The organism is Citrobacter sp. Cpo091 (assembly GCF_030332645.1).
GTDB classification, from domain to species: domain Bacteria; phylum Pseudomonadota; class Gammaproteobacteria; order Enterobacterales; family Enterobacteriaceae; genus Citrobacter; species Citrobacter portucalensis.
In genome coordinates, this window is the sequence record NZ_JAOWHL010000028.1 from 726,062 (window position 1) to 750,051 (window position 23,990).

Annotated in this window: 22 protein-coding genes, 2 tRNA genes and 1 pseudogene; 14 read left to right on the forward strand and 11 right to left on the reverse strand. The window is 47.6% G+C overall.

Going from position 1 to position 23,990, the window contains the following annotated elements; genetic code table 11:
• Positions 1 to 70: 70 nt before the first annotated feature.
• On the forward strand, positions 71 to 565 hold the full coding sequence (locus OGY04_RS06960) for a putative pterin-binding protein (protein WP_003832739.1): 495 nt from the start codon (positions 71 to 73) through the stop codon (positions 563 to 565).
• A gap of 17 nt (positions 566 to 582) precedes the next feature.
• Entirely contained in the window at positions 583 to 2,511 is a 1,929-nt protein-coding gene (locus OGY04_RS06965) for a putative bifunctional diguanylate cyclase/phosphodiesterase (RefSeq protein ID WP_048235445.1), read from the forward strand.
• Between the two features lie 12 nt (positions 2,512 to 2,523).
• Here OGY04_RS06965 and OGY04_RS06970 read toward each other — a convergent pair whose 3' ends face one another.
• Positions 2,524 to 3,483, reverse strand: a complete 960-nt coding sequence (locus tag OGY04_RS06970; protein WP_008784653.1) for a YbgA family protein — start codon at positions 3,481 to 3,483, stop codon at positions 2,524 to 2,526.
• Between the two features lie 320 nt (positions 3,484 to 3,803).
• Between OGY04_RS06970 and OGY04_RS06975 the strand changes: the two genes are divergently transcribed.
• The 4 genes from OGY04_RS06975 (at position 3,804) to trpS (ending at position 8,702) form a co-directional block, all read left to right on the forward strand.
• Entirely contained in the window at positions 3,804 to 4,169 is a 366-nt protein-coding gene (locus OGY04_RS06975; protein WP_137377864.1) for a VOC family protein, read from the forward strand.
• 299 nt (positions 4,170 to 4,468) lie between these two features.
• Positions 4,469 to 5,578, forward strand: a complete 1,110-nt coding sequence (locus OGY04_RS06980) for an AI-2E family transporter (protein ID WP_003832733.1) — start codon at positions 4,469 to 4,471, stop codon at positions 5,576 to 5,578.
• 119 nt (positions 5,579 to 5,697) lie between these two features.
• Entirely contained in the window at positions 5,698 to 7,482 is a 1,785-nt protein-coding gene (locus tag OGY04_RS06985; RefSeq protein WP_060682265.1) for a diguanylate cyclase, read from the forward strand.
• Between the two features lie 215 nt (positions 7,483 to 7,697).
• Positions 7,698 to 8,702 (forward strand): tryptophan--tRNA ligase, encoded by a 1,005-nt coding sequence (gene trpS, locus OGY04_RS06990; RefSeq protein WP_032943285.1) that lies wholly within the window; start codon positions 7,698 to 7,700, stop codon positions 8,700 to 8,702.
• A gap of 109 nt (positions 8,703 to 8,811) precedes the next feature.
• Here the strand turns inward: trpS and OGY04_RS06995 are convergent, their stop codons facing one another.
• The 4 genes from OGY04_RS06995 to OGY04_RS07010 form a co-directional block, all read right to left on the reverse strand.
• Positions 8,812 to 9,855, reverse strand: a complete 1,044-nt coding sequence (locus OGY04_RS06995) for a ParB/Srx family N-terminal domain-containing protein (RefSeq protein WP_286585031.1) — start codon at positions 9,853 to 9,855, stop codon at positions 8,812 to 8,814.
• Between the two features lie 155 nt (positions 9,856 to 10,010).
• Positions 10,011 to 11,705 carry an NAD-dependent malic enzyme gene (locus OGY04_RS07000; RefSeq protein WP_286585161.1) on the reverse strand — a complete coding sequence of 565 codons (1,695 nt, stop codon included), beginning with the start codon at positions 11,703 to 11,705 and terminating at the stop codon, positions 10,011 to 10,013.
• A gap of 37 nt (positions 11,706 to 11,742) precedes the next feature.
• The gene (gene dcuC / locus OGY04_RS07005; RefSeq protein WP_286585032.1) at positions 11,743 to 13,128 is read right to left on the reverse strand and encodes a C4-dicarboxylate transporter DcuC; all 1,386 of its coding nucleotides are present in this window, start codon (positions 13,126 to 13,128) and stop codon (positions 11,743 to 11,745) included.
• Positions 13,129 to 13,242: 114 nt separating this feature from the next.
• On the reverse strand, positions 13,243 to 14,385 hold the full coding sequence (locus OGY04_RS07010; RefSeq protein WP_258735667.1) for a M20 family metallopeptidase: 1,143 nt from the start codon (positions 14,383 to 14,385) through the stop codon (positions 13,243 to 13,245).
• 114 nt (positions 14,386 to 14,499) lie between these two features.
• Here OGY04_RS07010 and OGY04_RS07015 point away from each other — a divergent pair, with 114 nt between their 5' ends.
• Complete coding sequence (locus OGY04_RS07015) at positions 14,500 to 15,414, forward strand: LysR family transcriptional regulator (protein ID WP_103014934.1); 915 nt, start codon at positions 14,500 to 14,502, stop codon at positions 15,412 to 15,414.
• A 461-nt stretch (positions 15,415 to 15,875) separates the two neighbouring features.
• On the opposite strand, the pseudogene OGY04_RS23225 reads toward OGY04_RS07015, so the two are convergent.
• The 3 genes and pseudogenes from OGY04_RS23225 to OGY04_RS07030 all read right to left on the reverse strand — a co-directional run.
• A pseudogene (locus OGY04_RS23225) lies at positions 15,876 to 15,958 on the reverse strand (DUF1367 family protein); the annotation flags it as partial.
• An 88-nt stretch (positions 15,959 to 16,046) separates the two neighbouring features.
• On the reverse strand, positions 16,047 to 16,859 hold the full coding sequence (locus OGY04_RS07025) for a toll/interleukin-1 receptor domain-containing protein (protein ID WP_213753037.1): 813 nt from the start codon (positions 16,857 to 16,859) through the stop codon (positions 16,047 to 16,049).
• A gap of 283 nt (positions 16,860 to 17,142) precedes the next feature.
• Positions 17,143 to 17,778 (reverse strand): GNAT family N-acetyltransferase, encoded by a 636-nt coding sequence (locus OGY04_RS07030; RefSeq protein WP_234692304.1) that lies wholly within the window; start codon positions 17,776 to 17,778, stop codon positions 17,143 to 17,145.
• Positions 17,779 to 17,967: 189 nt separating this feature from the next.
• Between OGY04_RS07030 and OGY04_RS07035 the strand changes: the two genes are divergently transcribed.
• The 7 genes from OGY04_RS07035 to OGY04_RS07065 all read left to right on the forward strand — a co-directional run bounded on the left by OGY04_RS07035 (position 17,968) and on the right by OGY04_RS07065 (position 21,125).
• A complete protein-coding gene (locus OGY04_RS07035) occupies positions 17,968 to 18,129 on the forward strand; it encodes a GNAT family N-acetyltransferase (RefSeq protein ID WP_286573804.1) in 162 nt (53 codons plus the stop codon).
• A 161-nt stretch (positions 18,130 to 18,290) separates the two neighbouring features.
• Positions 18,291 to 18,623, forward strand: coding sequence for an EmrE family multidrug efflux SMR transporter (locus OGY04_RS07040; RefSeq protein WP_063941528.1), 333 nt, complete (start codon positions 18,291 to 18,293; stop codon positions 18,621 to 18,623).
• 33 nt (positions 18,624 to 18,656) lie between these two features.
• The gene (locus OGY04_RS07045) at positions 18,657 to 19,205 is read left to right on the forward strand and encodes a GNAT family N-acetyltransferase (protein WP_286585033.1); all 549 of its coding nucleotides are present in this window, start codon (positions 18,657 to 18,659) and stop codon (positions 19,203 to 19,205) included.
• Between the two features lie 168 nt (positions 19,206 to 19,373).
• Positions 19,374 to 19,856 (forward strand): glutathione peroxidase, encoded by a 483-nt coding sequence (locus OGY04_RS07050; RefSeq protein WP_032943274.1) that lies wholly within the window; start codon positions 19,374 to 19,376, stop codon positions 19,854 to 19,856.
• Positions 19,857 to 20,055: 199 nt separating this feature from the next.
• Positions 20,056 to 20,132: transfer RNA gene (locus OGY04_RS07055), tRNA-Val, on the forward strand.
• 4 nt (positions 20,133 to 20,136) lie between these two features.
• Positions 20,137 to 20,213, forward strand: a tRNA-Val gene (locus OGY04_RS07060).
• Positions 20,214 to 20,399: 186 nt separating this feature from the next.
• Positions 20,400 to 21,125, forward strand: coding sequence for a substrate-binding domain-containing protein (locus OGY04_RS07065; protein WP_186413439.1), 726 nt, complete (start codon positions 20,400 to 20,402; stop codon positions 21,123 to 21,125).
• Here OGY04_RS07065 and OGY04_RS07070 read toward each other — a convergent pair.
• Genes OGY04_RS07070 through OGY04_RS07080 form a run of 3 tightly spaced genes read right to left on the reverse strand, consistent with a single transcriptional unit; the run spans position 21,112 to position 23,907 of the window.
• Positions 21,112 to 21,864, reverse strand: a complete 753-nt coding sequence (locus tag OGY04_RS07070) for an ABC transporter ATP-binding protein (RefSeq protein WP_186413440.1) — start codon at positions 21,862 to 21,864, stop codon at positions 21,112 to 21,114. The two genes, OGY04_RS07065 and OGY04_RS07070, sit on opposite strands and share 14 nt — an antisense overlap.
• Complete coding sequence (locus OGY04_RS07075) at positions 21,861 to 22,865, reverse strand: FecCD family ABC transporter permease (protein ID WP_003832715.1); 1,005 nt, start codon at positions 22,863 to 22,865, stop codon at positions 21,861 to 21,863. Before OGY04_RS07075 ends, OGY04_RS07070 begins: the two co-directional genes overlap by 4 nt.
• Entirely contained in the window at positions 22,852 to 23,907 is a 1,056-nt protein-coding gene (locus OGY04_RS07080) for an ABC transporter substrate-binding protein (RefSeq protein WP_008784637.1), read from the reverse strand. Before OGY04_RS07080 ends, OGY04_RS07075 begins: the two co-directional genes overlap by 14 nt.
• Positions 23,908 to 23,990 lie beyond the last annotated feature (83 nt).

Genomic DNA, 23,990 nt, shown 5'->3' on the forward strand with positions numbered 1-23,990 from the left:
TGCAATATATATAAATAGCGTGATATCTAAATTATAATTCTTTAACATCCGGCTGATTGGTGAGGTAAGAATGCGATTAATGGTCATGTTGGTAAGCTTTGTACTCTCCACCCAGCTATGGGCAGGTGAACTTTCCAGGCCCACCGGTAAAGTGCTTTTAACGCTGTCGGGTAATATTGAAAATACAAATGCAGACGGGAAAGCCGTTTTTGATACCGCCAGCCTTGAGAAGCTGGGCATGGTCAGTTTCCAGACCACCTCCCCCTGGTATAATGGGCGCACTACCTTTACGGGTATTCCGCTACAAAAGCTCATGGATTATGTCGGGGCGAACGGCTCTGTTGTTAAGGTCACTGCACTCAATGACTACACCACTGTTATCCCTCTTAGTGATTTCAAAAAATACAATGCTATCCTTGCGTTAAAAATCAACGGAAAATATATGCGCATCCGTGACAAAGGCCCGTTATTCATTGTGTACCCCTATGACAGCATGCCAGAATTGAATAATCAGATTTATTATTCAAGGTCTGCATGGCAGGTCAGTAGTATGGATATTGAGTAAGCGTTCAGAGGAACATCATGAACAGAATACTGGCTGGCATCATCTTTTTTCTTTTTATATCTACCGGGTATATCTCTTTCCTCGTGCATGAACGGCAACAAGAGTTACAGAAACTGACTCACTACACCGATTCCTGGTCTGCTGCTCAGCTGGTATCACAATATTACCGATTTGAATCGTTGCTTGGTCTTTACACTATCGATGATACGATGAATCTCGATGATGTACGCATGCGCCTCGACATTATGCTTAGCCAGAGTGATTTGATAAAAGAAGGTGACCTGGGGCGCTACATCGAAAGCAATATAGCCCACCGCGAGCTGGCGGTAAAACTTGAAAATACCCTTAGTTTTCTGGATGTTAATCTAGAAAAAATGAACCGTTCAGCACTCCAGGCTTATCTGAAAAAAATGCATACTCTGGATGCGCCACTGGGTCGTCTTTCATCTGGTGCGTTAAACAAAGATGTTAACTCGATCAATAACGCCAACCAAAAAATTCAGACGCTGTACTATATTTATTCTGCAACCTCTGTGCTGCTGATAATACTGAGTGCGATTCTGGGCGTGCTCATTTTCTATCAAAACAGAAATATTCTGCGGGCGCACCTGCAGGTCAAGAGTCTTGCCGAAGAACTGCAGAAATCTAAAGAAAAACTGCAAATTCAGAATGCTAAACTGGAATATGACGTCTACCATGACTCTCTTACCGAGATGAATAACCGTCAGCTATTCTGGAGCGATTTAAATAAAACAATTGAGAGAGCAGAAAAAAATCACGATTCTGTGACTGTGATGTTGTTTGATTTAGATCGATTCAAAGAAGTAAATGATACGTATGGTCATGATGCCGGTGATATGTTGCTACGCCAGATATCTGACCGACTGGTTTCGATGAGCCTTACTTCGGATACGCTGTATCGCCTGGGTGGAGATGAATTTGCGTTTCTCTCAAGTGGCCTGACAGAAAGCCACGCTGTTTCGCGCGCCCAGAAAATATGTGAATTTATCAGCCAGCCCTACACTATTTATAACACGATTATCAACATAACCACCTGTGTTGGCATTGTTATCTCAGACACTGAACGTCGTTCCGACTATCTTTATAAATTTGCCGATCTGGCCCTTTATGAAGCCAAAGGTGAAGGCTCTGGTAAGATAAAAGTCTTCCGACAACGAATGTTAGAAAAGCTACAAGAAAGCAGAACGCTTGAGCATGATATGGCATTGGCAATAGTGAACAAAGAATTCGTGGTTTATTATCAGCCCATTGTTGACTCCTTCAGCCAGGAAATTTATAGCTATGAAGCCCTAATTCGTTGGCTCCATCCTCTAAAGGGCCTCCTGTCGCCGGATAACTTTATTCCTGTTGCTGAAAAAACCGGAATGATTAATGAGATGGGGAAAGCTGTGCTTGAAATTGCCTGCCGGGAAGCGGCTTGTTGGGCGGTTCCGGCTAAAATTTCAGTGAATGTCTCTCCTGTCCAGCTAAGCAGCAAAGCCTTTGTCGGTATCGTACTGTCTATTCTGAAAGAAACTGGACTCCCAGCCGATCGTCTTGAACTGGAAGTAACAGAATCCTCTCTCTTCACTGAGAGTACGACGCCGATGAACACACTTAACAAACTCAGAGCCATGGGTGTAAAAATCTCCATCGATGATTTTGGCACCGGATATTCTTCCCTTTCGCGCCTGAGCAGGCTTGCCTTCGATAAAATTAAAATAGACAAGTCGTTTGTCCATTCAATATCCACACAGGAAGATGCGCTTAATATCATCAAACTGATCACCGGCATGGCGAAATCCCTCAATATGAAGGCTGTTGCTGAAGGTGTTGAAACGCAGGAACAACTAAAAAGCCTTCAGGCGCTGGGCTGCGATTTCGCCCAAGGATATCTGTTTGGTAAACCTCAGCCTTGTATCGATGAGAAAATCAGAAACGGTTGAATCGCTCTCAGACTATTTGATCATCAACCGTAGCGCTAAATCATTCGGATAAGGATCAAAATAGTTCTGGGTAAGCAGATAGCTGTCTGGGTATTCAGCCAGATAGTGCTTGAGTAGCGTCAGAGGCGCCAATATTGGCAGCAGCCCACCGCTATAGTTGAGGATAACGTCACGTAACTCTCCGCGCTGGCGGGAGTTCAACCGTTCGCGGAAGTAGCCCTGGATATGCATCAGTACGTTGGTGTGATTTTTTCGTGAGGCGGGCTTTTTGAGGATCGTCATGAGCTTTTCACGATAGACAACGAAAAAAGCGTCCAAATCATCCCACTGGTGAAGCGAGGCAACGAATGGGCCGATTTCCCGGTAACCGGCCTGGTGATGAGCCAGAAGCTGTAGCTTATAGCGACTGTGAAAGTTGAGTAAGCCATGGCGAGTAAGACCATTGGCCCGCAGCCTATTAAGCTCATGCAATGCGAACACGCGTTCGACAAAGTTCTCCCTCAGCACTGGATCGTGCAAGCGGCCATCTTCTTCGACTGGCAACCACGGGTAGGTTTCCATTAACGCGCCAGTAAACAGACCAGTCCCTTCTTTTCGCCCACGATTTCCCTTCTCGTCATACAGTCTCACTCTTTCCATACCGCAACTCGGTGATTTAGCACAGACGATAAAACCCGAGAGGCCACCAAGTCCCTGAAGATATGAGTTGGTGAAATCGGACATTTTATCGGTTACATCCTCACCAGGCGCATGGCTAAAACAGATGCGGACATTCCCTTGGGCGGTTTGAACCAGACGCAACGCGGGACGTGGTACAGGCAAACCGATGGACATCTCTGGGCAGACAGGTTTGAAAGTCACCCACTGAGCCAGGTCGTCCATCACAAACCCCATCCGTTTATGCCCACCGTCGAATCGCACGGCTGAACCAGTTAAACATCCACTAATCCCGATGACAGGCTGAGTGTTCATAGCGACCCCCTCGTTAATTGACGACCCTTTTTGGGAAAAAATGACGGTTTCACTATTAAATCATAGCGTAAGTTATCTGCTGTGAGTTGAACTGATAGATGCAAGTGTAAGTATCCCCCATAATCGTGCCATTCCTAATGAATATTTAGGCGGGATACAAACCAGGCAATCAAAGAATCCAATTAAAACAGCAAAGGCAGGTACTGTAGATATATAGATCTCTAAATTGATGTTCATCACATTGACAGGTTCTTACGTGAATTCGACTTCAATCTCTTTATATACTCTTTATTTATTCATATCTTCATGAGGAATAAAGAATGTTCGATCATGTAAAAATCGGTGTAAGTGATTACGAAAAAAGTAAAATTTTCTTTCTCAACGCGCTTCAGCCGCTTGGCGTAGAACTCATCGATGAAGGCACACCAAGCTACGGTGTTGAAATGGGCTCCGAGAATGTTTCACTTTGTCTGTTCCACACGAATGACAAGCCGGCTCCTCTGCATCTGGCGTTTGTCGCAAAAACCCGGCAGCAAGTTGATGAATTTTACAATGCTGCATTGCGCACGGGAGCCCAGGATAACGGAGAACCTGGCTTACGTTCCTATAGCGAAAACTACTATGCCGCATTTGTCATTGCACCTGATGGCCATAATATTGAGGCTGTCTGCCATGCGCCGGACTGATTAAGGTGCAGTTTGGATATCGAAAAATTATTCGACGTTGATATTGAATCTGTCTGAAGAGCTGTAATAACGCTGCTTATTTGAAGTCAAGACATAAGAGTATCGTTGAAAAGAAGGAATTCGTATATGTCTAAGATTAAGTTTGAACTGAGGCGAGGATAGCTCTCCCGCCAGTGAAGCAAGGACAATAAGAATGTAGCCTTAGTGCAACATCTTTATTCTAAATATCTGCAGCTAAAGTTGGTAAATCCCCTGAACGGTTCTATAGTCGGGACTGCTTCTCATTACAGGGTTTACTAATGCGATTTAACGGACTGACTAAAGGTTTCTTCATTTTCATACTTGCCCTCGTGACCTGGGCGTTCTTCGATGTATTGTCCCCCTACTTTTCCGCCATTTTGTGGGCCGCGATATTAACGACTATCTTTAACCCGGTAAAAAACAGACTGCGTAGCGCGCTTGGCGAACGCAACGGGCTGGCATCGTTGATTACCATCGTCATTATCTGTCTGATTGTCTTTATCCCGCTGATGGTAATCCTGTCATCGCTGGCCATTGAACTGAACGTGGTGTACACCAAACTGCAACAGAATGACACGCAGTTCCCGGAAGTCGTCACTTCTATTCTTTCGTACCTTCCTGATTGGGCCAGAGGATTTCTGGCAGAACACAATCTGGATGATGTCGCGCAGATCCAGAAAAAACTGTCCGATGTCGTGCTGCAAGGCGGGCAGTACCTTGCTGGCAGTGCATTTCTGATTGGGAAAGGGACATTCGGCTTTGCTATCAGTTTTGGCATCATGCTGTATCTGCTGTTCTTCTTACTGAAGGATGGACCGTATCTGGTGCGCCAGATTCTGGACTCATTACCCCTTTCTGATTTTGCCAAACAGCACCTGTTTGCCAAATTCGTCGGCGTGACGCGGGCAACCGTTAAGGGCACGGCGGTCGTCGCTTTGGTTCAGGGTATTCTTGGCGGCATCGCGTTTGCAATTGTGGATATCGACGGCAGCGTTCTGTGGGGTGCGTTGATGGCGTTTCTCTCCCTCGTGCCTGCCGTGGGCTCAGCGATCGTCTGGGTACCAGCAGCAATATTCCTGTTCGCCACCCACCAGCTATGGCAAGGGCTGTTTATCGTTGGCTTCTTCGTGATTATCGTTGGGCTGGTGGACAATATCCTGCGCCCGCTGCTGGTAGGTAAAGACACCAAAATGCCGGACTATCTGATTTTGATTACCACTCTCGGCGGCATGGAGATCTACGGCATTAACGGCTTTGTGATTGGCCCCCTGATTGCTGCACTATTCATAACCTGCTGGAACCTGTTTTCCGGGCGTGACCATGAAGGTAACGTGGAAGGAATCGACGAAGCCTTTATGGAAGAAGGAAAAAATCCTCCAGATTTATGATTGCAGGACGATAACAGAAGGCGGTTTCTGGACCGCCTTTTTTATTTTCACGCAAAATCATGCGTTTCCTATAATTGCAATCATGCGTATTCATTAATCGTCGCAGAAGGAACTAATCAGTGCGAATTGCCACAATCACCAACTGGGCCTATAGCGCGACGGTATGCCTGACCATCGCTTCAGGCGTTGTCATGCTGATGGCATCCAGCGCCGATAACACAGAACGCCAGGTGGTAGAACAGCGTTATCAGTTCGATCAACTTACCGAAGAAGTCGAACTCGATGCCTGGTCGCTGTCCGACCTGGCGCGCGACTATGTTATTGCAAAAGATCCTGAGGTGCTTAACGCCTACCGTCAGAAAGAAGCGACGCTGAAAGCTGTTGAGCATCGGCTGTCAAAGCTCAAAGACCTTGGGGCAACGGATGAAGAGCTGGCGCTATTGCACGAAGGGCTACAGATTGTTGATGCCCTGCAGGACGAGCAAGCTGCGGCGCTTGCCAGCGTCGCGCGCGCAGAAGAGTCGCAGGCTATTGCCCTGCTCTATGGGAAAAGCTATGAACAGGAACTGGAACGCGCCCAGGACCGGATAGATCATTTCCGCCAACTGCTCGATAACCGCGTACGCAATACAATTGAAGATGCAACCCAGTCATCCCGCATGCTGCGGACGGCCTCTGAAGTGATGGTCGGTCTGACGGCGCTGCTGTTTTTATTCGTTCTCGGTTTCATTTTAAAGCGTCGCGTCCTGCGCCCCGTCGTGCGTTTGAGCGATGTCGTAAACCGTCTCGCATCGCAGGATTATGCCGTTGAGACGCCCAGCTTTAACCAGATAGATGAAATAGGCGACATGGCGCAGGCGATCCGGATATTTCGCGAGAACGGTCTGGCGCGTCAGAGACTTGAGAAAGAACGAGATGCCGACTGGGCAATCCGCGATCTGCTGGCGCGTATGACGCAGCGTCTGCAAGGCTGCGAGAGTTTTGCCGATGTCATCAATGTGGCAGAGCTGTTTGCACCGAATATTGCTCCAGGTATTGCCGGGCGGCTTTACATACTGGACCAGGAACCCTGGCAAATGCGCTGCGTTGCACAATGGCTTTCTCCGCAGGGTAAAGCGGATGCGTTCCACCCGGACGAATGCTGGGCTGTGCGCCGCGGCCAGAGTCATCCTCCGGTACAAGGTGAACCCGATATCGCCTGCTACCATCTGCCAGAGTCATGCCAGCACCACACCCTGTGTGTTCCGCTGATTGCCCAGGGCGAAGCCATCGGTCTGCTCTCATTCCAGAACCTTAGCGATGATTCCGCCCCCTCCCGTGCATATCTGGAGCTGATGGCAGAAGCACTCGGCCTCGCATTAGCCAACCAGCGTCTGCGTGACGCCCTGCTGGAGAAAGCGCTCTACGACCCGCTAACCGGACTGCGCAACCGTCATCATCTTGAAGATACACTGCGTACCCAGATGAGCCAGGCAGTGCGTAACAAAGAACCAATCAGTTGCCTGATGATCGATATCGATCATTTTAAAAGTATTAATGACCGCTTTGGCCATGAGGCTGGCGATAGCGTGATTAAAAGTATCGCTGCGACTATTCAGCGCGTTGTCCACGACAGCGGCATGGCCTTCCGCTACGGCGGTGAAGAGTTTCTGGTACTGCTGGCCAATACGGATGAACAGGCCGCTAACCGCTTTGCTACGGAAATCTACAACGGCGTACGCGAACTGTCGCTGCGCTTTGGCGTTTCCGATATTGGACACGTGGATGTCTCTATAGGTGTCGCCAGTTACCCGCAGCACGCCCAGAGCGACAACCTGTTACGCGCCGCAGATGTTGCACTGTACCGTGCGAAAGAGTTAGGTCGTTCGCGCATTGTGAGCTTTGGCATGCTGGAAGCGAGCTGATATGCGCCAGCACTTCGGGCATTGCTTTACCTCTACGCCAGGTGGTATGTTAATTGGATGAACACAAAACACGATATCAACGGTTTTAATCACAACCTGTGGTGGCTGCCTTCTTAAAGGCGGTCAGAATGTGTTTTCCTCATTTTCAATAACCGCCGAAAGGCGGTTATTTGCATTTAGAGACCCCTTTCGGTTTTATAACTAAGGAGTCTGACATGAACAATAAAACCATCATCCTCACTGGCGATCGTCCCACCGGCCCGCTGCATCTTGGCCATTATGTGGGGTCTTTGCGCCAGCGCGCCACGCTGCAACACGATTATCAGCAGTTCATATTGGTGGCTGACCTACAAGGGTTAACCGATAACGGCAGCACACCGCAAAAGATCCGCAATAATATTCCCGAAGTACTTGCCGACTATCTTGCCGCAGGAATAGACCCGTCACTTACTACCATCTGTCTGCAATCGGCACTGCCTGCTCTCGCAGAGTTAACCGCGCTTTATATGAACATCGTTACCGTGGCTCGCGTGGAGCGTAATCCTACGGTCAAAAACGAAATTGCGCAGAAAGGGTTCGCTCGCTCGTTACCGGTTGGCTTTCTGGTTTATCCCATCAGTCAGGCGGCAGATATTACGGCCTTCAAAGCCGAAGTCGTTCCCGTCGGCGACGATCAGTTGCCAATGATTGAACAGACTAATGAGATAGTGCATAAGATGAATAGCCTGTTACCGGCCCCCGTCCTATCGCACTGCAAAGCGCTGCTGAGTGAAACCAGCCGCCTTCCAGGGATCGACGGAAATGCCAAAATGTCAAAATCGCTTGGTAACACATTGCTCCTGTCAGCCAGCGAAGAAACCATTCACCGCGCGGTCAGCGCAATGTACACCGACCCTAATCATCTGAAAGTGTCCGACCCAGGGCAAATAGACGGCAATATGGTATTCACTTACCTCGATGCTTTTCATCCGGATAAAGCAAAAGTGGCGGAAATGAAAGCGCATTACCAACGGGGTGGACTGGGTGACCGGACATGCAAAAACGAGCTGGAAGTGTGCTTGCAAGAACTCATCGCGCCAATGCGCGAGCGGCGTGCAACCTACATTCAGGATAAAGGCATGCTGATGGCGATGCTCAAAAAAGGAAGCGAGCAGGCGCACGAGATTACGCAGCAGACATTAAGAGAAGTGAAGCAAGGACTGGGTTTGCCGGTGTTCTGATATCGAGTTGCAACAGGAGCGATAAGTAACGATGACTCCCGTCTGAATGCCACCGCCGGGAGTTATCAGAAGCAGGCTCGCGTTATATCGACAAAATGTAGGGTAAAAATCAATCGCCCTTAACCCGCTGAAAAATCTTGTCCCGATACGCATCAAGATGATGTTTTTGCAGATAACGTTCCACCTCAGTAGCCCATTGGGTTCCCTCACCAAGAGTAACGCGGCTATGCGTTGACGCGTAAAGATATCGTCTGTCATAGAGACTAATCAGCGTCTGATTTACCGCATTGACACTGTAATTGGGGTTGTTAGCCAGCTGCTTTTCCAGCGACTGAACGATACGCGCCTGATGGGCAGCATCGGCAGGATATTCCGTTTCATTAAGCTCGCTCAGCACCAGAAATAAAGGGGGGATCTGCTCTTCGATCGCCGCCTGTAATCGATAATGCCCATCAAGGATCACATAAGATCCTAATCCGGCGATATACCAGACCAGTATCGGCGGCAACGTCCCCTCTCGGCATTTTTTACGCCACCATTTTACTCTCCCCGTATTGGGTTGAATGGCATAACGCCCCCGCAGCAAATAACCGCCCCACCACCAGTCAACCAATCTGACGTTTTCCGGCTGCGTCAGATCAGGGAAATCTTCACCGTACAGCGTCCACTGGCAGTTAATATTTTCAGTGCTTTCTGGCGCTGAGAAACGCCAGTTTTCTAACGCAATGGGTTGGGGACTGGAATAGCGCGATGAACATTGAATCGGTAACATCGGTCTTATCAACCAACGCTGCGGTGAGAGTAATGGTGTTGGCGCATTCATTAACTGACGAACAAAATACCGGCACCATTCGCCGATCCGCACCTGCTCGCCTTTGGCTTTTATCCGTTCAATATCTTCAGAAGTTACCGCAGGTAATATCTCCTGGCTCCGTGGATGATCTGCATTAAAAACCAGCCAAACGCCGGAATGATCTTCAAGCATTGAAGCCCAGAATAACGGCTCTCCGGCGAGCTGCAATGCCATACGCCCAAAATGGCCACTGAGCATTTCCATCGCTGGCTCAGTTCTTTGATTTTCTTTGAAGATCAGTTCCAACCCTTGCCACTGGTTATTACGATCAACCAGGTCTTTCCACCAATAATCTGTCATTGCCGCCTTCCCTGAGTAACGGGTTAATATCCCATGACCTTCGCCATCGATCAGCAAGGGTGTCTTGCGTTGAGAATAAGATGCATTGTGTCAAAATCCAACCTCCCTATCGATGAGTGGCGTCAATCCCCCTCCAGAGAGGGGGTTGATTAGCATCAGTATGAGGTCCGTCTGTATTGACGATACTGCGGATGCCAAAAAATCTGGTCAATTTTGCCTCGTAATGATTCCTCCGGTATACGAATGGCTACGCCATCGCGTTGCGCTGCAATACCAACACTAAAGGCAATGGCCTTTGTTACCTCCTGAATATTATTTATATCCGGTAATAATGGAGAATCTTTATTGCTTTTCATTGGCGAAAAAGAGGCTAACGTTCGGCTTGCCGTTATTAACATATTTTCTGTAATTCGTGTGGCGCGGCTTGCCAGACACCCTAGACCAATACCAGGGAAGATGTAAACATTATTACATTGTGCAATGGGATACTCCTTTCCTTTGTATATTACGGGATTAAATGGACTTCCCGTTGCAACAATGGCGTTTCCCTCTGTCCATTCAATAATATCTTCCGGCCTCGCCTCGACCCGCGAAGTTGGGTTGGATAACGGCATGATTATTGGGAGCTTACAGTACTTGTACATTTCCCTAATAATAGCTTCGCTAAACAAGCCTGGTTGGCCGGTAACACCTATCAACACCGTAGGATGCGCGTGACAAACAACATCCATCAGCCTCATTTTTTCGCTTTCCACACCCCAGCTTTCGACGATCGTTCGAGGCTGTGACAGTTGTCGCTGAAAAGGTGGAAGGTTTGCCTGGTCATCAGTCAACAATCCGAACCGATCCACCATATAAATTCTGGCGCGAGCTTCCACTTCAGACAAGCCTTCAGCGATCATCTGCTGAATAATATGCTCCGCAATACCGCAACCAGCCGATCCGGCCCCCAGAAATACAACTGTTTGCTCGCATAATGAACGACCGGAGACTGAGCTTGCCGCCATTAAACATCCTAGCGCGACGGCAGCAGTTCCCTGGATGTCGTCATTAAAACAGCACATCTCATCTCTGTATCGCTCCAGAAGAGGAAGTGCCGTTTGCTGAGCAAAATCCTCGAATTGCAGTAGGACCTCAGGCCATCGACGTTTAACCGCGTTTATGAACATATCCACAAACTCAAAATATTCTTCCCCGGTAATTCTTGGGTGACGCCATCCCATATAAAGAGGATCATTTAGCAGTTGAGAATTATTGGTTCCAACATCCAGCAGAATGGGTAATGTATTTGCCGGATTTATACCACCGCAGACGGTATACAAAGACAGTTTGCCGATTGGAATCCCCATGCCGCCAATACCTTGATCCCCAAGTCCCAGGATCCGTTCACCATCGGTGACGACGATGACACGAATATGCTGTTTCGTGGCATTGTGCAATATATCATCGATTTTATGGCGATCCGGCCATGCGATAAATAACCCTCTGGCCCGACGGTAAATATCAGAAAAATGTTCGCATGCATGGCCAACAACAGGTGTATAAATAATAGGTAACATTTCTGCTAAATGTTTATTCACCAGATAATAGAATAGTGTTTCGTTAGTGTCCTGAATGTTCCTAAGGTAGATATGCTGTGCAATAGCAGACTTAAAATCGCTAAACTGGCGATATGCTCGATGGGATTGCTCCTCAATTATTTCAACTGCATTGGGTAGCAATCCTTCCAGATTGAATATCACTCGTTCCTCTTCGCTAAAACCACTTCCTTTATTAAGAAGAGGAGATTCGAGTAGAACAGAACCTGAGTAAGGAATATAGAGTAAATTATCTACATTTTCATTTAACATAGTGTTCATCCAGATAAAAACCTTCCGTATTCAGTTACTATTGCATACTGGAAATTAGCGTATTAGCGATTAGCATAGTTATGATTCCACCAAGTGCCGGAATGACCGTTCTGCGCACGATCATAAATGGGGAACACTCACCCGATTTACTGACGGCAATAATAATACCGGCTACGGGCGACATTGCGCGTCCCATCCCAGCCATCAGTTGCATTGGCAGAAGCATATGTACGGCGTTCATACCAAACTTTGTTGCAATAGACTGCGCCATACCGGCAAATGAAAAGAAGGCTGCAACCCCCGATCCTGTCAGTACGGCCGTTACCCCGACCAAACATGCCATTACAATCGTCATGCTGGTGAAACCAAAGCCAGCGTTATGTGTCGCATCGAGTAAATAATCCACTGCACCAATTTTTTGTAATCCCTGTGCGAAAATTTCGGCGCATACCAGTAATGAAACGATACTGGTAAACATACTCCCCATACCTTTAAAGAAGACTTGTACTCCTTTGCAGCACTCTTTAAAGTTTCGTTTTACACATAGCTCAAAAATAAAGGCGACAATAGTTCCGATAACCATTGCAGTCACGACATCTACTTTAATGGTATCAACAACCAACGGACTGAACACCAATACCAGAACGACAGGAAAAATGGGCAATAACCCGTAGAACTTAGGTGCTGGCGCGTCATCTTTTTCAGCACTCTCGGGTTGCACAGCACGTTGTGACGCAACAACATGTCCATCTTTTTTGTCAAAATATTTCGCCGTAAAATAGATTAATATAGAAACGACAACCATCACCGCCGCAGCTACCGGCATCTGATAATGAGCAAAATACAGTGCTGTTTCCATGCCAGCATATTCAGCAGCTAAGTTCGCGGTGCCAACGGCCGGCCCAAGATCCATAAAGGCACACATGCCAATCATAGCCGCGGCAGCAGCCTTACTTACCCCAAGCCGAACCAAAACCGGGAAAAATGTCACCAGCAATAACATTGCAAGGCCCGCAGCACTGGAGATGGCAACATGGAGCAATTGCGCAAAAATGTAGCCGATGGCAAGGATCAGGTAAGGTGCTTTTAAAGCCTCCAGCGGCCTAATGCAGACGTCAACCATGGCCTTTGAAGCTTTAATATGATCCATATAGCTGGCGAAACCACCGGCCGCCATAATAATCAAACCGATCCCTGCTACCTGCGTTGATAATGAACCTTTTACAAAAGCAAATATATCAATCCAGACAGACCCTGTGGATTTTGCATTTCCATATAAGATACTTTTTTCAGGGTAGAAAATGGCTGTAATTGTTAACAAGGAAAGCCCCGCTAACAGCAAAATAGTTTGCGGCTGGTAATTCTTGATAATTAACCAAGCCGCAACGACAGTAATAACTATCGCAATAATAAAAGCACTCATGGATATGTCCTGTTATTTATTCGTCAAGATATTAATAATCCATATAGCCACAGTGGTTACATGAGGATAACAAACAATAATGTCGTTGAGTGTGCATGATGTATTTAGCTAAAATTATGACCCATCATCAGAATTAATATCGTTAAGCATCATTCCAGCAACCAGTGCGGTTCTGGTAACGATATTTTCGGGTAATATATGCTCATGGAGCGCATGGATACCGGCTCCTGTCGCACCAAGGCCATCTAATGTAGGAATACCTAACGCCGCGGTGAAGTTTCCATCACTACCACCTCCAGCCGATTTCGCGGTAATCGTAATACCCAGTATTTCCGCAATCTTTTGCGCTTTTTCAAATAGCTGTTCGGAAGCTGAAGAACGTTCCATCGGTGGGCGAGTTTGCCCTCCTTCAACCCTGAGTTGGCTACCCTGCAAATGAGGTGTCAAACGGGTGATAGCATCATGGATCCGTGCAGCTTCTGACTGATTTTCCACTCTGGTATCAATTTCTAATTCGGCAGAATCCGCGACGACATTGACCCTACTGCCACCCCGTACAATACCAACGTTAACGGTGGTACCGCGCTCAGGATCATTCAACTCTCGCAATTTGAGGATCTGAAAAGCCATTTCCTCAATAGCACTAACCCCCTCATCAGGATTATTGCCTGCATGCGCAGCAAGACCTGTGATAGCAATGCGGTAACGGCCAGTGCCTTTACGGGCAATTTTTAAATCACCATGAGTTGTCGCCGGTTCAACAACCAATACTTGCTCAGATCCTGTAGCATTACGGATAATCCATTCCTTCGAACTTGGACTTCCGAGTTCTTCATCACTATTGCACAGGAAAACAATGCGCTTACCACCGAGATGCCCGCTCTCTTTTAACGCACGAACCGCCCAGATAGACTGAATCATCCCGGCTTTCATATCGAGGATCCCCGGGCCATACCATTTCCCCTCTTCTTCGCGAAGTGAGAGTACCCCTTTATCCCAGACCGTATCAAAATGCCCCAAAATTGTGGTTTGCGGGCCCTCTTTTCCCAGAACAAATTTTAACTGGTTACCGTAATGTGTCTGTTTTTCAGTTTCAGCCTGTATACCCAGACGCTTTTCGAAAATAGCTTTTAAAACGTCACCACAGTGGTCAACAGCAGCTTTATCAGTTGAAGGAGACTCAGCCAGTACCAAATCGCTGATATCTTCCATGATAAGGTCAGTATGTTTCTGTAAGTAATTAACAACGCTCTTCATTGCCACACTCTCCGCATAGGTATTTAGCATTAGTATGTGATGAATCCCGGTTGAAAAAGAATCAGGCTCCTATGCTATTATTGTTGCTTTCAGGTCAACAATAATGGCAAAAACATGACATTGAGCACCTATCCAGAAAAAGCGATCCGTTATTTATATATGGTCGGATTGTACGGTGGGATCCGCAGAGCCGCCGACATCCTTGGCTTTAACCCTTCGGTTGTCAGTCGCCAAATCTCTCTTCTGGAAAGAACAATACAGCTGCCATTATTGGAGAAAAGAGGACGTAACGTTGTCCTCACCGAGGCGGGAAGATTACTGGCTGATGACTACGCCATTACTCAACAAAAACGCAATGAACTTGAGCGGCAACTCAGCGATATGCGCCATATGCGTGGAGGGACAGTTACGCTGCGCGTTGGACAAGGGATGGTCCAGGAAATCATTACCCACGTCGTGAGCGATTTTGCCCAAATCTACCCGAATGTGTTTGTAGATATCACTTCTGGCAACATGGAAACGTCGATGGAACTCATTGCAAGAGGTGAAGTGGATATGGCCGTGGGATTTGGTCCCGTTGGGCAACCGGCACTTAAACGATATAGCTATAACCGGGGAGCCATTTGTGCCATTGTCAGGAAGGATCATGTTATTTCTGATTTAAAGAAAGTAACGCTTCAGGAACTTTCCCGGCATCGCCTGATTGCTATGCATGACAATTTTGGGCTTCAGCGATATCTCACTGCGATGTTTCGCGATGAAGCGATTATGTTCAGGCCATCCTACTGCTGTAATTTGTTTACCAGCGCAATAGCCCTGTGCCGTGCGGGACTGGGGATTGCTTTTATGACAGAACAAACTGCTAATGCTAATTCTTATCCTGGGGAATTGACGGCAATACCGATTGATCATCATATTGCCAGAGAGTGTCAGTGGCATGTATTGCGTAGCTCCGATCATCGTTTTACACCGGCTGCTCATTACCTATGGAAGTTGCTGTGTAATTATTTAAGTGACTCCAGCACGTAGGAATGCAAAACATCACGCAGTTTAACAATCAGGTGCGACTCGCCCGGCGCACAGCCTGAGTAAATAGCATTCTGCAAAATTAACAAAATATAATCATTTAAAAACAAAAAAAAATACATATAAATCAGTATGATAAAAAACTTCAGGGACAGTTGATAGCGGGTTATAGCAGCTATTAATGTGTCCCTTTTTATGTCCCTGCTCCTAAAGATGCCCCCAAAATCACGCCTCAAGTGGGGTAAAACCACTCCAAAACCACACAGGTTATTCAAGCCTCTCATCATCCGTACTTATGGCCTTCAACTATTCAAATTTCACGTGAAAAACAGTACCTCCTCATACGACTGCTCAGTGCCAGAAGCGGACGTTAACTATATCAATTACCGCTACAGATAGACTCTTTGTTGAATGGGGATGCAGGGTTATGGCTCAGGAAAAACATAGTATGAACAATACAGATCGACATCGAGCGCGGCTTTGTAAATCTGTTGGAACTCGATTTCGCCCATATTTGCAAAGGAGATACTGTGGGATGTTTTCGGAGTTTAAATCCCCCTTAAATGCGCAGAAGTCACCGGAGTTGTTCAGGCTCCGATGACATGATTATGTCAGTTGATTATGAAAAATAAATTTTAAAATTTCATGTTGAAGCCACTAAAATCACTTTTTTTCTTGTACGGTATGGTCGTGTACTGATCTGTTGATGTTTTGCTCATAACATGTGCAAGATTAAGTTCATCTCCAGTATCCAGCCAAAACTCAACAGTCAAATGAATTTTTGGTTTAAGGCCATGCATTAATGCAATCATTTGTACGCTGAATGCATCCCCCGTATTTAGTTTGTAGTCTGAACGGAACCCTTGGATGAAACCACTTTCACCTAATACATTATACCTTAATTCATTATCATTTAATTTATTAGTAAATAAGAACAAGAAATCAGCAGTAACTTCACTGAAGTGGTCAGCGGAAACCCTGACGATTATTTTATTCGATTCAGTTTTAAAGTCATATGTGAGATTGGAGAATAATTCGTCCTGAGGTTTATAAGTGCTTTTGCCAGAGATAATGTCATTCATTTGAGCTATAACTACATCAACGCCATTTGTGTAAAGGTCCAAATAGACTTTTTGAGTAAGAAGCGCAGGCATAGGTGATTCATCGCAACGTATAGCAACGAATTTGACGTCTCCAATTGCAGCTTTCATAAGGGCATTTTGCCACTCTAAAGACACCATATTACTTTTAAGGCTATTCTCTGTTACAAAGAAAAAGAAAATCTTAACGGATTCGATGCCATCATTCATGCGATCAATAATCCCTTCACCAGGTTGAATTGACCAAGAATCATAAAATACGTTAGACCTGCCATATATATTTGCAATTTTATCTGCAATATGACCAACGAAGGCTTTGTCTTTGTAATTGTGACTAATGAAAATCATCGCCTAAATCCTTAATTCGTGTGTAAAAGAAGTAAAAATTCAACAATTGAAGTCTCGTTATTATAACTATAAATTTTGAAATTTCATTGACTTCATACCCCTGCAATCCCCCAAACCGTCAAAACTCACTTTATCGCCGCGCTGTTGCGGCATTCCTAGCAGATCACCTTTTATCCGTCCGCTGGATTTGTAAGTATCCCTGCAAAAGGAACCATTCACTTTAACAGATATGTCAACTTCCGCTCATCGCTCACAGCAGACCTTCTGTCCGCAAAACCTCGAGTTATTTCTCTTTCCTGTAACTGGAAAGGCGGTGCTCAAGGTTGGTCCGAACCTGCGGCCACTCATCATCAATTATGCTGTACCGTATGGAAGTACGTTTTCGACCATCAGGCATAATTCGTTCATTTCTGATGATGCTTTCCTGGATCGCACCAATACGGAGAATGGCAGCCTGCGAGCGCTCATTCAATACATCAGTCGTAAACTGAACGCGAACACACTTCAGTTGCTCAAAGGCGTACCGCAGCAATAACAGTTTACTCTCGGTATTTGCAGCTGTTTTTTGCCAGCTTTGTGAATACCAGGTGTGACCAATTTCGAGCTTTCGGTTTTCTCTATCAATCTTCCAGAAACGTGTTGACCCAATGACACGTTGATCTGACGAAAGCGTTACAGCAAACGGCATGACTGTGCCTTCGATCTGCCCCTTGAGGGCTTTCTGAATGTACGAATCTGCGGTGTCAGCAGACGGAACCACCGTAAATGGCAGGGACCAGAGTTCCCCATCCGCAGCCGCATCAATCAATAGCTGAGCATCTGTCTCAAGCAGAGGACGGAGCGTGACAAGAGATCCTTGCAATGTAGGCGTCATATTTGTGACCTCACAATTATTTTGTGTCGATTGATTGAGCTGCATAATCCTGTACTGAATGAATTACTATGCCCCGTTTGCATTGAATAATCGACTCATCAAGAGTCGATTATCTGCTCACTGCTCATGATGGTAACTTGTCAACTCCGTGCCAGTAATGGACTTCCCTCTTTTGTTAAACAACGATGTTGAAACGAAACCGTTTCATGATAAATCTATAAATGTAATGAGGCGATTAAAAGAGGGCTGAAACAGTTAACCTTGACCTCAACACCAAACGCACAAACTTTCTACGAAAAGCATGGTTTTATGTTTATCAAGGAAACGACATCCCCATCAAGACTTGCCCAAACAGATCTGCGTTGTATGGATATGTCCATCGCATTATCAGCCTGAGTTTTCTTTTGCTCTTGGCAGGAGAACTCACCAACGGAAATCTAATCGCTATGAGTTCAGTACGGCAGCTTCGAGGTCTTGGGCGGATAACTCCTGTGTTCAAACTCACCCACCCCTTTGTGATACGATATTTGCTTTAAATTGTCATATGGGGTCAGATTTTGAATTCATACATTTTCCTTGCCGGGGCCATCGTAGCTGAAGTCATAGGTACAACCCTGATGAAGTTCTCTGACGGATTCACACGCCTATGGCCATCTGTAGCAACTATTGTGTGCTACTGCACAGCCTTTTATCTTCTCTCCCAAACTCTGTCGACCATTCCAACGGGTATTGCGTACGCAATTTGGTCAGGTGCTGGAATCGTATTAATCAGTCTTTTGGGCTGGTTGGTAAGTGGGCAAAAGCTAGATTTTCCGGCGATCGCAGGTATGCTTCTTATTTGTGCTGGGGTTCTGGTTATTAATATTTTTTCAAAATCCTCCCCACATTGATCCTCTTATCTTGATCGAGTAGGAAAAGTGCATATGAAAATACCAATACTCCATACGGAACGCTTGCTGTTAAAACCATTAGAAGCCGAAGATGCCTCGCAGATTCAGGTGCTTTATCCCCGCTGGGAGATAGTTCGTTATATGGTCTCCTCAGTACCCTGGCCCTATCCTGATAACGGTGCGGAGAATTACGTCAATAACGTTGCCCTGCCTGATATGGATAAAGGGATTGCGTGGATCTGGACTATCAGACTCCGTGAGGCCCCTGACGCTCTCATAGGTTTAATTTGCCTTTATGACGTTGAGGATAATAACCGTGGATTTTGGTTAGCTCCGGAATATCAGGGGCAGGGTTTTATGCGTGAGGCCAGTAATGTCGCTACGGATTACTGGTTTAATACGTTAAATAAGACGGTATTGCGTGCGCCGAAAGCCTCTCTCAATATCCGTTCCAAACGTATTTCAGACAGAAGCGGCATGCGGCTTATCAAGACGGAAAAGAAAGAGTATGTCAGCGGTTTGCTGGATTCTGAACTTTGGGAAATCACGCGCGACGAATGGAACGCTCGTCAGGTTGGTTAATATAAATTATGGAATGTCCATAACCGAACCGCAGAGAATTTCTATTTTTGCCCTGCACCAATGGCAAGTTTATTAATCCTGCAGTTGCGATCATAATAAATAGATACGCAGCTAAGCCTTTCACTCGCGGGCAACATGAGTAATGCTATCTTATTTGAGGATTCTGGCATGGCCCCCTTTCATCAACTGACTGCCACCAGTTTGCATGGCCAGCCCATCTGTATGGCCGACTACGCTGGCAAACTGGTTCTGGTGGTTAATACCGCCAGCCATTGTGGTTTCACTCCACAATATGCAGGCCTCGAAGCGCTCTACAAGAAGTACGCCGCGCAGGGTCTGGTGGTGCTTGGTTTTCCCTGCAACCAGTTCGGTAACCAGGAGCCCGGTGGAGCCGACGAAATCGCGCAAACCTGTCACATCAACTACGGTGTGAGCTTCCCGATGTTTGAGAAAGTGGAAGTCAACGGTGCCGCTACGCACCCGGTATTTCGTTACCTGAAAGACGAATTACCCGGCGTGCTGGGTGGGCGGATCAAGTGGAATTTTACTAAGTTCCTGATCGGGCGTGACGGCAAGCCGCTCAAGCGATTTGCCCCCTTCACTACCCCAGAGAAAATAGAAACCACTATCCTTACAGCGCTTAAAGTCTGAGCACCTCTGTAATTCAAACCGCCCCTGGTATGCCCCAGTTCGCTGTCTGAATAAAAAACACGCTGCAAAATCAACAAAATATAATCAACTTGCTTAATTACTCTGCAATCGCGTGAGATCAGGAAGAAAAATGCTATTTCCCTCTTGCCTCATTCGGTCTGTGCCGCTAATATTCGTCCCCGTTGTCACCTACAACGTTGCGTTCATAGCTCAGTTGGTTAGAGCACCACCTTGACATGGTGGGGGTCGTTGGTTCGAGTCCAATTGAACGCACCATTTTGCGTCCGTAGCTCAGTTGGTTAGAGCACCACCTTGACATGGTGGGGGTCGGTGGTTCGAGTCCACTCGGACGCACCAAATCATATCCCTTTGATTTGGTGCTATTTCACTTCAAAACTATCTTTTTATCTTCAGTTTGTATCCGTCAGTTTTATCATTTCCCATGATGATTCAATAGCACTGCGCTAAATCATTCTAAATTCCATGCTCAACGCGTATCATTCACCTTCTTCGCATAATGTCATTCGCCAGAGATCGGATACCATGCCCTCTTCCATATTCCTGTTAGCCGCAGGCAGTTTGCGCCCTGCATTTACGCCACTGATAAGCCAGTTCACGCGCATGAGTGGAATAGACGTTAATGTTGAATATGGTCCGGCCGGTTTATTGCGTGAGCGTATTATTGAAGCGGGAGAACCGTGTGCGCTCTTTGCCTCGGCCAACCGGGAACATCCGCAAAACCTGTTAGCACGTAATATAGCCGTCTCTACGCACACTTTTTGCTGGAACAAACTGAGCCTTGTCAGCAACCGAACCGGTGTCTGGCTGGATTTACTCCGCGACCCAACGCTGCGACCTGGTACATCAACGCCCGGCTGCGACCCTTCCGGAGACTATACCTGGGCATTTTTCGACAATATGGATGTACTGGAACCAGGGCTCGGGCAGCAGCTTCGGACGCGCGCAATCCCGCTGGTGGGTGGTCGTGATACGGTAAAAATCCCACAAGGGGAACTGGCGAGCGCCTGGATCCTGCGCCAGGGACTGGCCGATCTGTTTATCGGTTACGCGCATTACGCACACGCGCTGCGCGCAATGCCCGACGTACATTACGTGGCTATTCCCGATGAGCACAATATTCGCTGCGAATACCAACTGGCGGTGCTTGATGCATCCAATGAAGTCATGGCGCTGGTTGATTTCATACTCTCCCGCGGCGGGCAGGAATTTCTTAGCGCCGCAGGATTCTTACCGCTTAACGACGAATAGAAAACAACGGTGCGATAAACGGCGTCTGGTAGTTCTCCACGCTGAGTTTTCTCAGCGTTAAGCCATAGGCCAGGAATAAATTCTCCTCCGTCACAATGCTGTCCGTGGGCCCTGCCCGCCATTTTCCTTCAGGGAGTAGCAGCAAAGTATGGGAAGCAACCTGTAACGCATGAAGCGGATCGTGAGTCGAAAAGAGAATACTGCATCCCTGTTGATGGGCCAGATCGCTAATGAGCTGCAGCACCACCTGCTGATTGGCGAGATCCAGCGCGGAACACGGTTCATCCAGTAACAGCGTTTGACACTCCGTCACCAAAGCCCGGGCAATCATCACCAACTGTTGCTGCCCGCCAGAAAGTGAGCCAAATGAGCTGGAGGCGAGATGCGCGATATTCAACTGCTCTAACGCCTGCATTGCTCTTTTTTGATCCTGCGGACTGGGTTGCGCAAACAGCTTCACGTGCTGTGCTCGCCCCATCAGCACCACGTCGCTGACCGTGTACGGAAACGGCAGATGGCTATGCTGTGCCACAATCCCTATCCCACCGTTATTTTCAATATTCCCGCCTAAAGCAGGCAGCGTGCCGGTTAGCGTATCGAGCAGTGTACTTTTACCCAGGCCGTTGCGTCCCAGCACGGCCCAGATCTCACCTTTCTGGCAACAGAACGTTAGCGGCTCAAATAGTGGCGCGCGATACCCATAAGTAAGCTGATGTACACGCAGTGCGGCAGGTATCATGATTTCTCCCGACGGCTGGTACGAATAAGTAAGAAAGCAAACAACGGCGCGCCGAACAATGCGGTAATAATCCCCAACGGTATCTCCGCGTGCATCAGGGTGCGAGCAATATCGTCCACCACAATCATAAATCCGCCCCCCAACCAGAAGGCGCACGGTAGTAAACGACGATGATCAACCCCCACCAGCAAACGTGCCAGATGCGGAATCACTAATCCAACCCAGGCAATACTGCCGCTGACCGCCACCTGAGCCGCGACCAAAAATGCGCAGCACACCAAAACGCTGCGTCGCAGAGGAACCACCGCCACACCCAGTGCTCTGGCATCTTTGTCATTGAGCGACAACAGGTTTATCCGCCAGCGTAGCTGGTACAAAACCGTCGCGGCGATACCGACCGGGACCGCCAACAGCAGCACTTTATGCCAGTTGGCCGTCGCGAAGCTGCCCAGTAGCCAGAACACAATATTAGGTAACGTCTCTTCGGTATCAGCCTGATACTGGATCAGGCTCACCAGCGCGGCAAAAAAACCGCTCAAAATGATACCCGACAGGATCAATACCAGCGTATTCTCCAGCCCCTGTAACGCAGCAATGGCATACACCAGGATCAACGCTGTCAAACCAAAGAAAAACGTTGATCCCATCATCAGCCAGGGCGAAAGACCGAGCAGGATGGCCAGTGTTCCACCAAAGGCCGCCCCCGACGTCACGCCGATAATATGCGGGTCGACCAGAGGGTTATGAAATACCCCTTGCAGCGTCGCGCCGCATAACCCAAGCGCCCCCCCCGCTAGCAGTGCCATCAGAATACGCGGTAGCCTGACCGTCCAGATAACCTGGCTGCCTATTCCCTCAGCGTCGCTATAGTGCGTCAGGTGGTAAAACACCTCGCTTAACGACAGCGGATACTGTCCGAGGCATAGCGAACTGACGCCCAGCAACAGGACCACAACGATTAAGAGCGGTTGCTGGGGCAAAATACGGTTACTTAGCTGCATCAGGCTGCCAGTTCACACGATAAAAACGTTGATAGTAGTCCTGGGCCTGCGCATCAACGTCCACGTTTTTATAGGCATCCGGATACAGTTTTTTGGCCATCCAAAGTTCACCGATCGCCAACGCTTCCGGCATCGGATAGCCCCAGGCTTTGGCATATTCAGGCATCAACCAGACGCGATGATTTTTCACCGCATCGATCCCCTGCCAGTTCGGATCGTTTTGGATCTCAGTTACCACCTGCGGATAGCGATCCTGGACAAAAATCACCTGCGGGTTCCACGCTAATACCTGCTCCAGCGCAACCTGACGGGCACCTTTCACACTGGCAGCCGCCACATTTAATCCCCCCGCGTGCTGCATCATCAGTCCCGTGTACTTCCCGGAGCCGTAAGTCATCAGATCGGGGTTAGCCATATAAATACGGACTTTTTGTGCATCCGGGATTTTTGCAACCGGCGCATTGAATTTTGACCGCGCGGCAAAAACGTAGTCGATTAACGTTTCGGCCTGCGGTTTGCGCCCAACCACGTCCGCAATCAGGCGAATACCCTGCTTCAACCCTTCGTTGTAGACCTGCTCTTCATCGGCCATGGTCGGGTTCATTTTATTCTGTTGCCCGGTGGCATCCTTGCGTAATGAGATAGCCACGACCGGAATACCGGCGTTCTGAATCTGCTGGATCATTTCCGCGGGCGCATAGTTGGCGACAAAAACCACCTGCGGATGAATCGCCAACAGGCTTTCGATGTTCACGCTGGTGAGATCGCCCGGCGTCGGCAATGTAGTAATCGTCGGCATAAAGCGCGCAAATTCAGGCCCGAGCTGCTTTTTCCAGCTCGACATCACACCAACAATGTCCTGCTGGGCATTGAGCTGGACCAGAATATTCAACGTCTGGTGTTGCAGCACGACCACTTTGTCCACGTGGTCAGGAATCGTGACCTGTCGACCAAGCTGATCGGTGATCGTTCGGTCGGCCTGAGCAGAAAACGCAAACAACATGCTGGCGCAAACCAGCACAAAAGAGCGGAAAGTTAACATGGGATACCATCTGAATAGAGGAGTAAAAACGATATGCATTAAATTATATAACGAGAGACCTGGCAAACCATTTTCATCATGAG

What these genes read in the sequence shown, in the direction of transcription:
- OGY04_RS06960 (WP_003832739.1), top strand. Translation starts at nt 71, where the DNA reads ATGCGATTAATGGTCATGTTGGTAAGCTTTGTACTCTCCACCCAGCTA.
- OGY04_RS06965 (WP_048235445.1), top strand. Translation starts at nt 583, where the DNA reads ATGAACAGAATACTGGCTGGCATCATCTTTTTTCTTTTTATATCTACC.
- OGY04_RS06970 (WP_008784653.1), bottom strand. Translation starts at nt 3,483, where the DNA reads ATGAACACTCAGCCTGTCATCGGGATTAGTGGATGTTTAACTGGTTCA.
- OGY04_RS06975 (WP_137377864.1), top strand. Translation starts at nt 3,804, where the DNA reads ATGTTCGATCATGTAAAAATCGGTGTAAGTGATTACGAAAAAAGTAAA.
- OGY04_RS06980 (WP_003832733.1), top strand. Translation starts at nt 4,469, where the DNA reads ATGCGATTTAACGGACTGACTAAAGGTTTCTTCATTTTCATACTTGCC.
- trpS (WP_032943285.1), top strand. Translation starts at nt 7,698, where the DNA reads ATGAACAATAAAACCATCATCCTCACTGGCGATCGTCCCACCGGCCCG.
- OGY04_RS06995 (WP_286585031.1), bottom strand. Translation starts at nt 9,855, where the DNA reads ATGACAGATTATTGGTGGAAAGACCTGGTTGATCGTAATAACCAGTGG.
- OGY04_RS07000 (WP_286585161.1), bottom strand. Translation starts at nt 11,705, where the DNA reads ATGTTAAATGAAAATGTAGATAATTTACTCTATATTCCTTACTCAGGT.
- dcuC (WP_286585032.1), bottom strand. Translation starts at nt 13,128, where the DNA reads ATGAGTGCTTTTATTATTGCGATAGTTATTACTGTCGTTGCGGCTTGG.
- OGY04_RS07010 (WP_258735667.1), bottom strand. Translation starts at nt 14,385, where the DNA reads ATGAAGAGCGTTGTTAATTACTTACAGAAACATACTGACCTTATCATG.
- OGY04_RS07015 (WP_103014934.1), top strand. Translation starts at nt 14,500, where the DNA reads ATGACATTGAGCACCTATCCAGAAAAAGCGATCCGTTATTTATATATG.
- OGY04_RS07025 (WP_213753037.1), bottom strand. Translation starts at nt 16,859, where the DNA reads ATGATTTTCATTAGTCACAATTACAAAGACAAAGCCTTCGTTGGTCAT.
- OGY04_RS07030 (WP_234692304.1), bottom strand. Translation starts at nt 17,778, where the DNA reads ATGCAGCTCAATCAATCGACACAAAATAATTGTGAGGTCACAAATATG.
- OGY04_RS07045 (WP_286585033.1), top strand. Translation starts at nt 18,657, where the DNA reads ATGAAAATACCAATACTCCATACGGAACGCTTGCTGTTAAAACCATTA.
- OGY04_RS07050 (WP_032943274.1), top strand. Translation starts at nt 19,374, where the DNA reads ATGGCCCCCTTTCATCAACTGACTGCCACCAGTTTGCATGGCCAGCCC.
- OGY04_RS07065 (WP_186413439.1), top strand. Translation starts at nt 20,400, where the DNA reads ATGCCCTCTTCCATATTCCTGTTAGCCGCAGGCAGTTTGCGCCCTGCA.
- OGY04_RS07070 (WP_186413440.1), bottom strand. Translation starts at nt 21,864, where the DNA reads ATGATACCTGCCGCACTGCGTGTACATCAGCTTACTTATGGGTATCGC.
- OGY04_RS07075 (WP_003832715.1), bottom strand. Translation starts at nt 22,865, where the DNA reads ATGCAGCTAAGTAACCGTATTTTGCCCCAGCAACCGCTCTTAATCGTT.
- OGY04_RS07080 (WP_008784637.1), bottom strand. Translation starts at nt 23,907, where the DNA reads ATGTTAACTTTCCGCTCTTTTGTGCTGGTTTGCGCCAGCATGTTGTTT.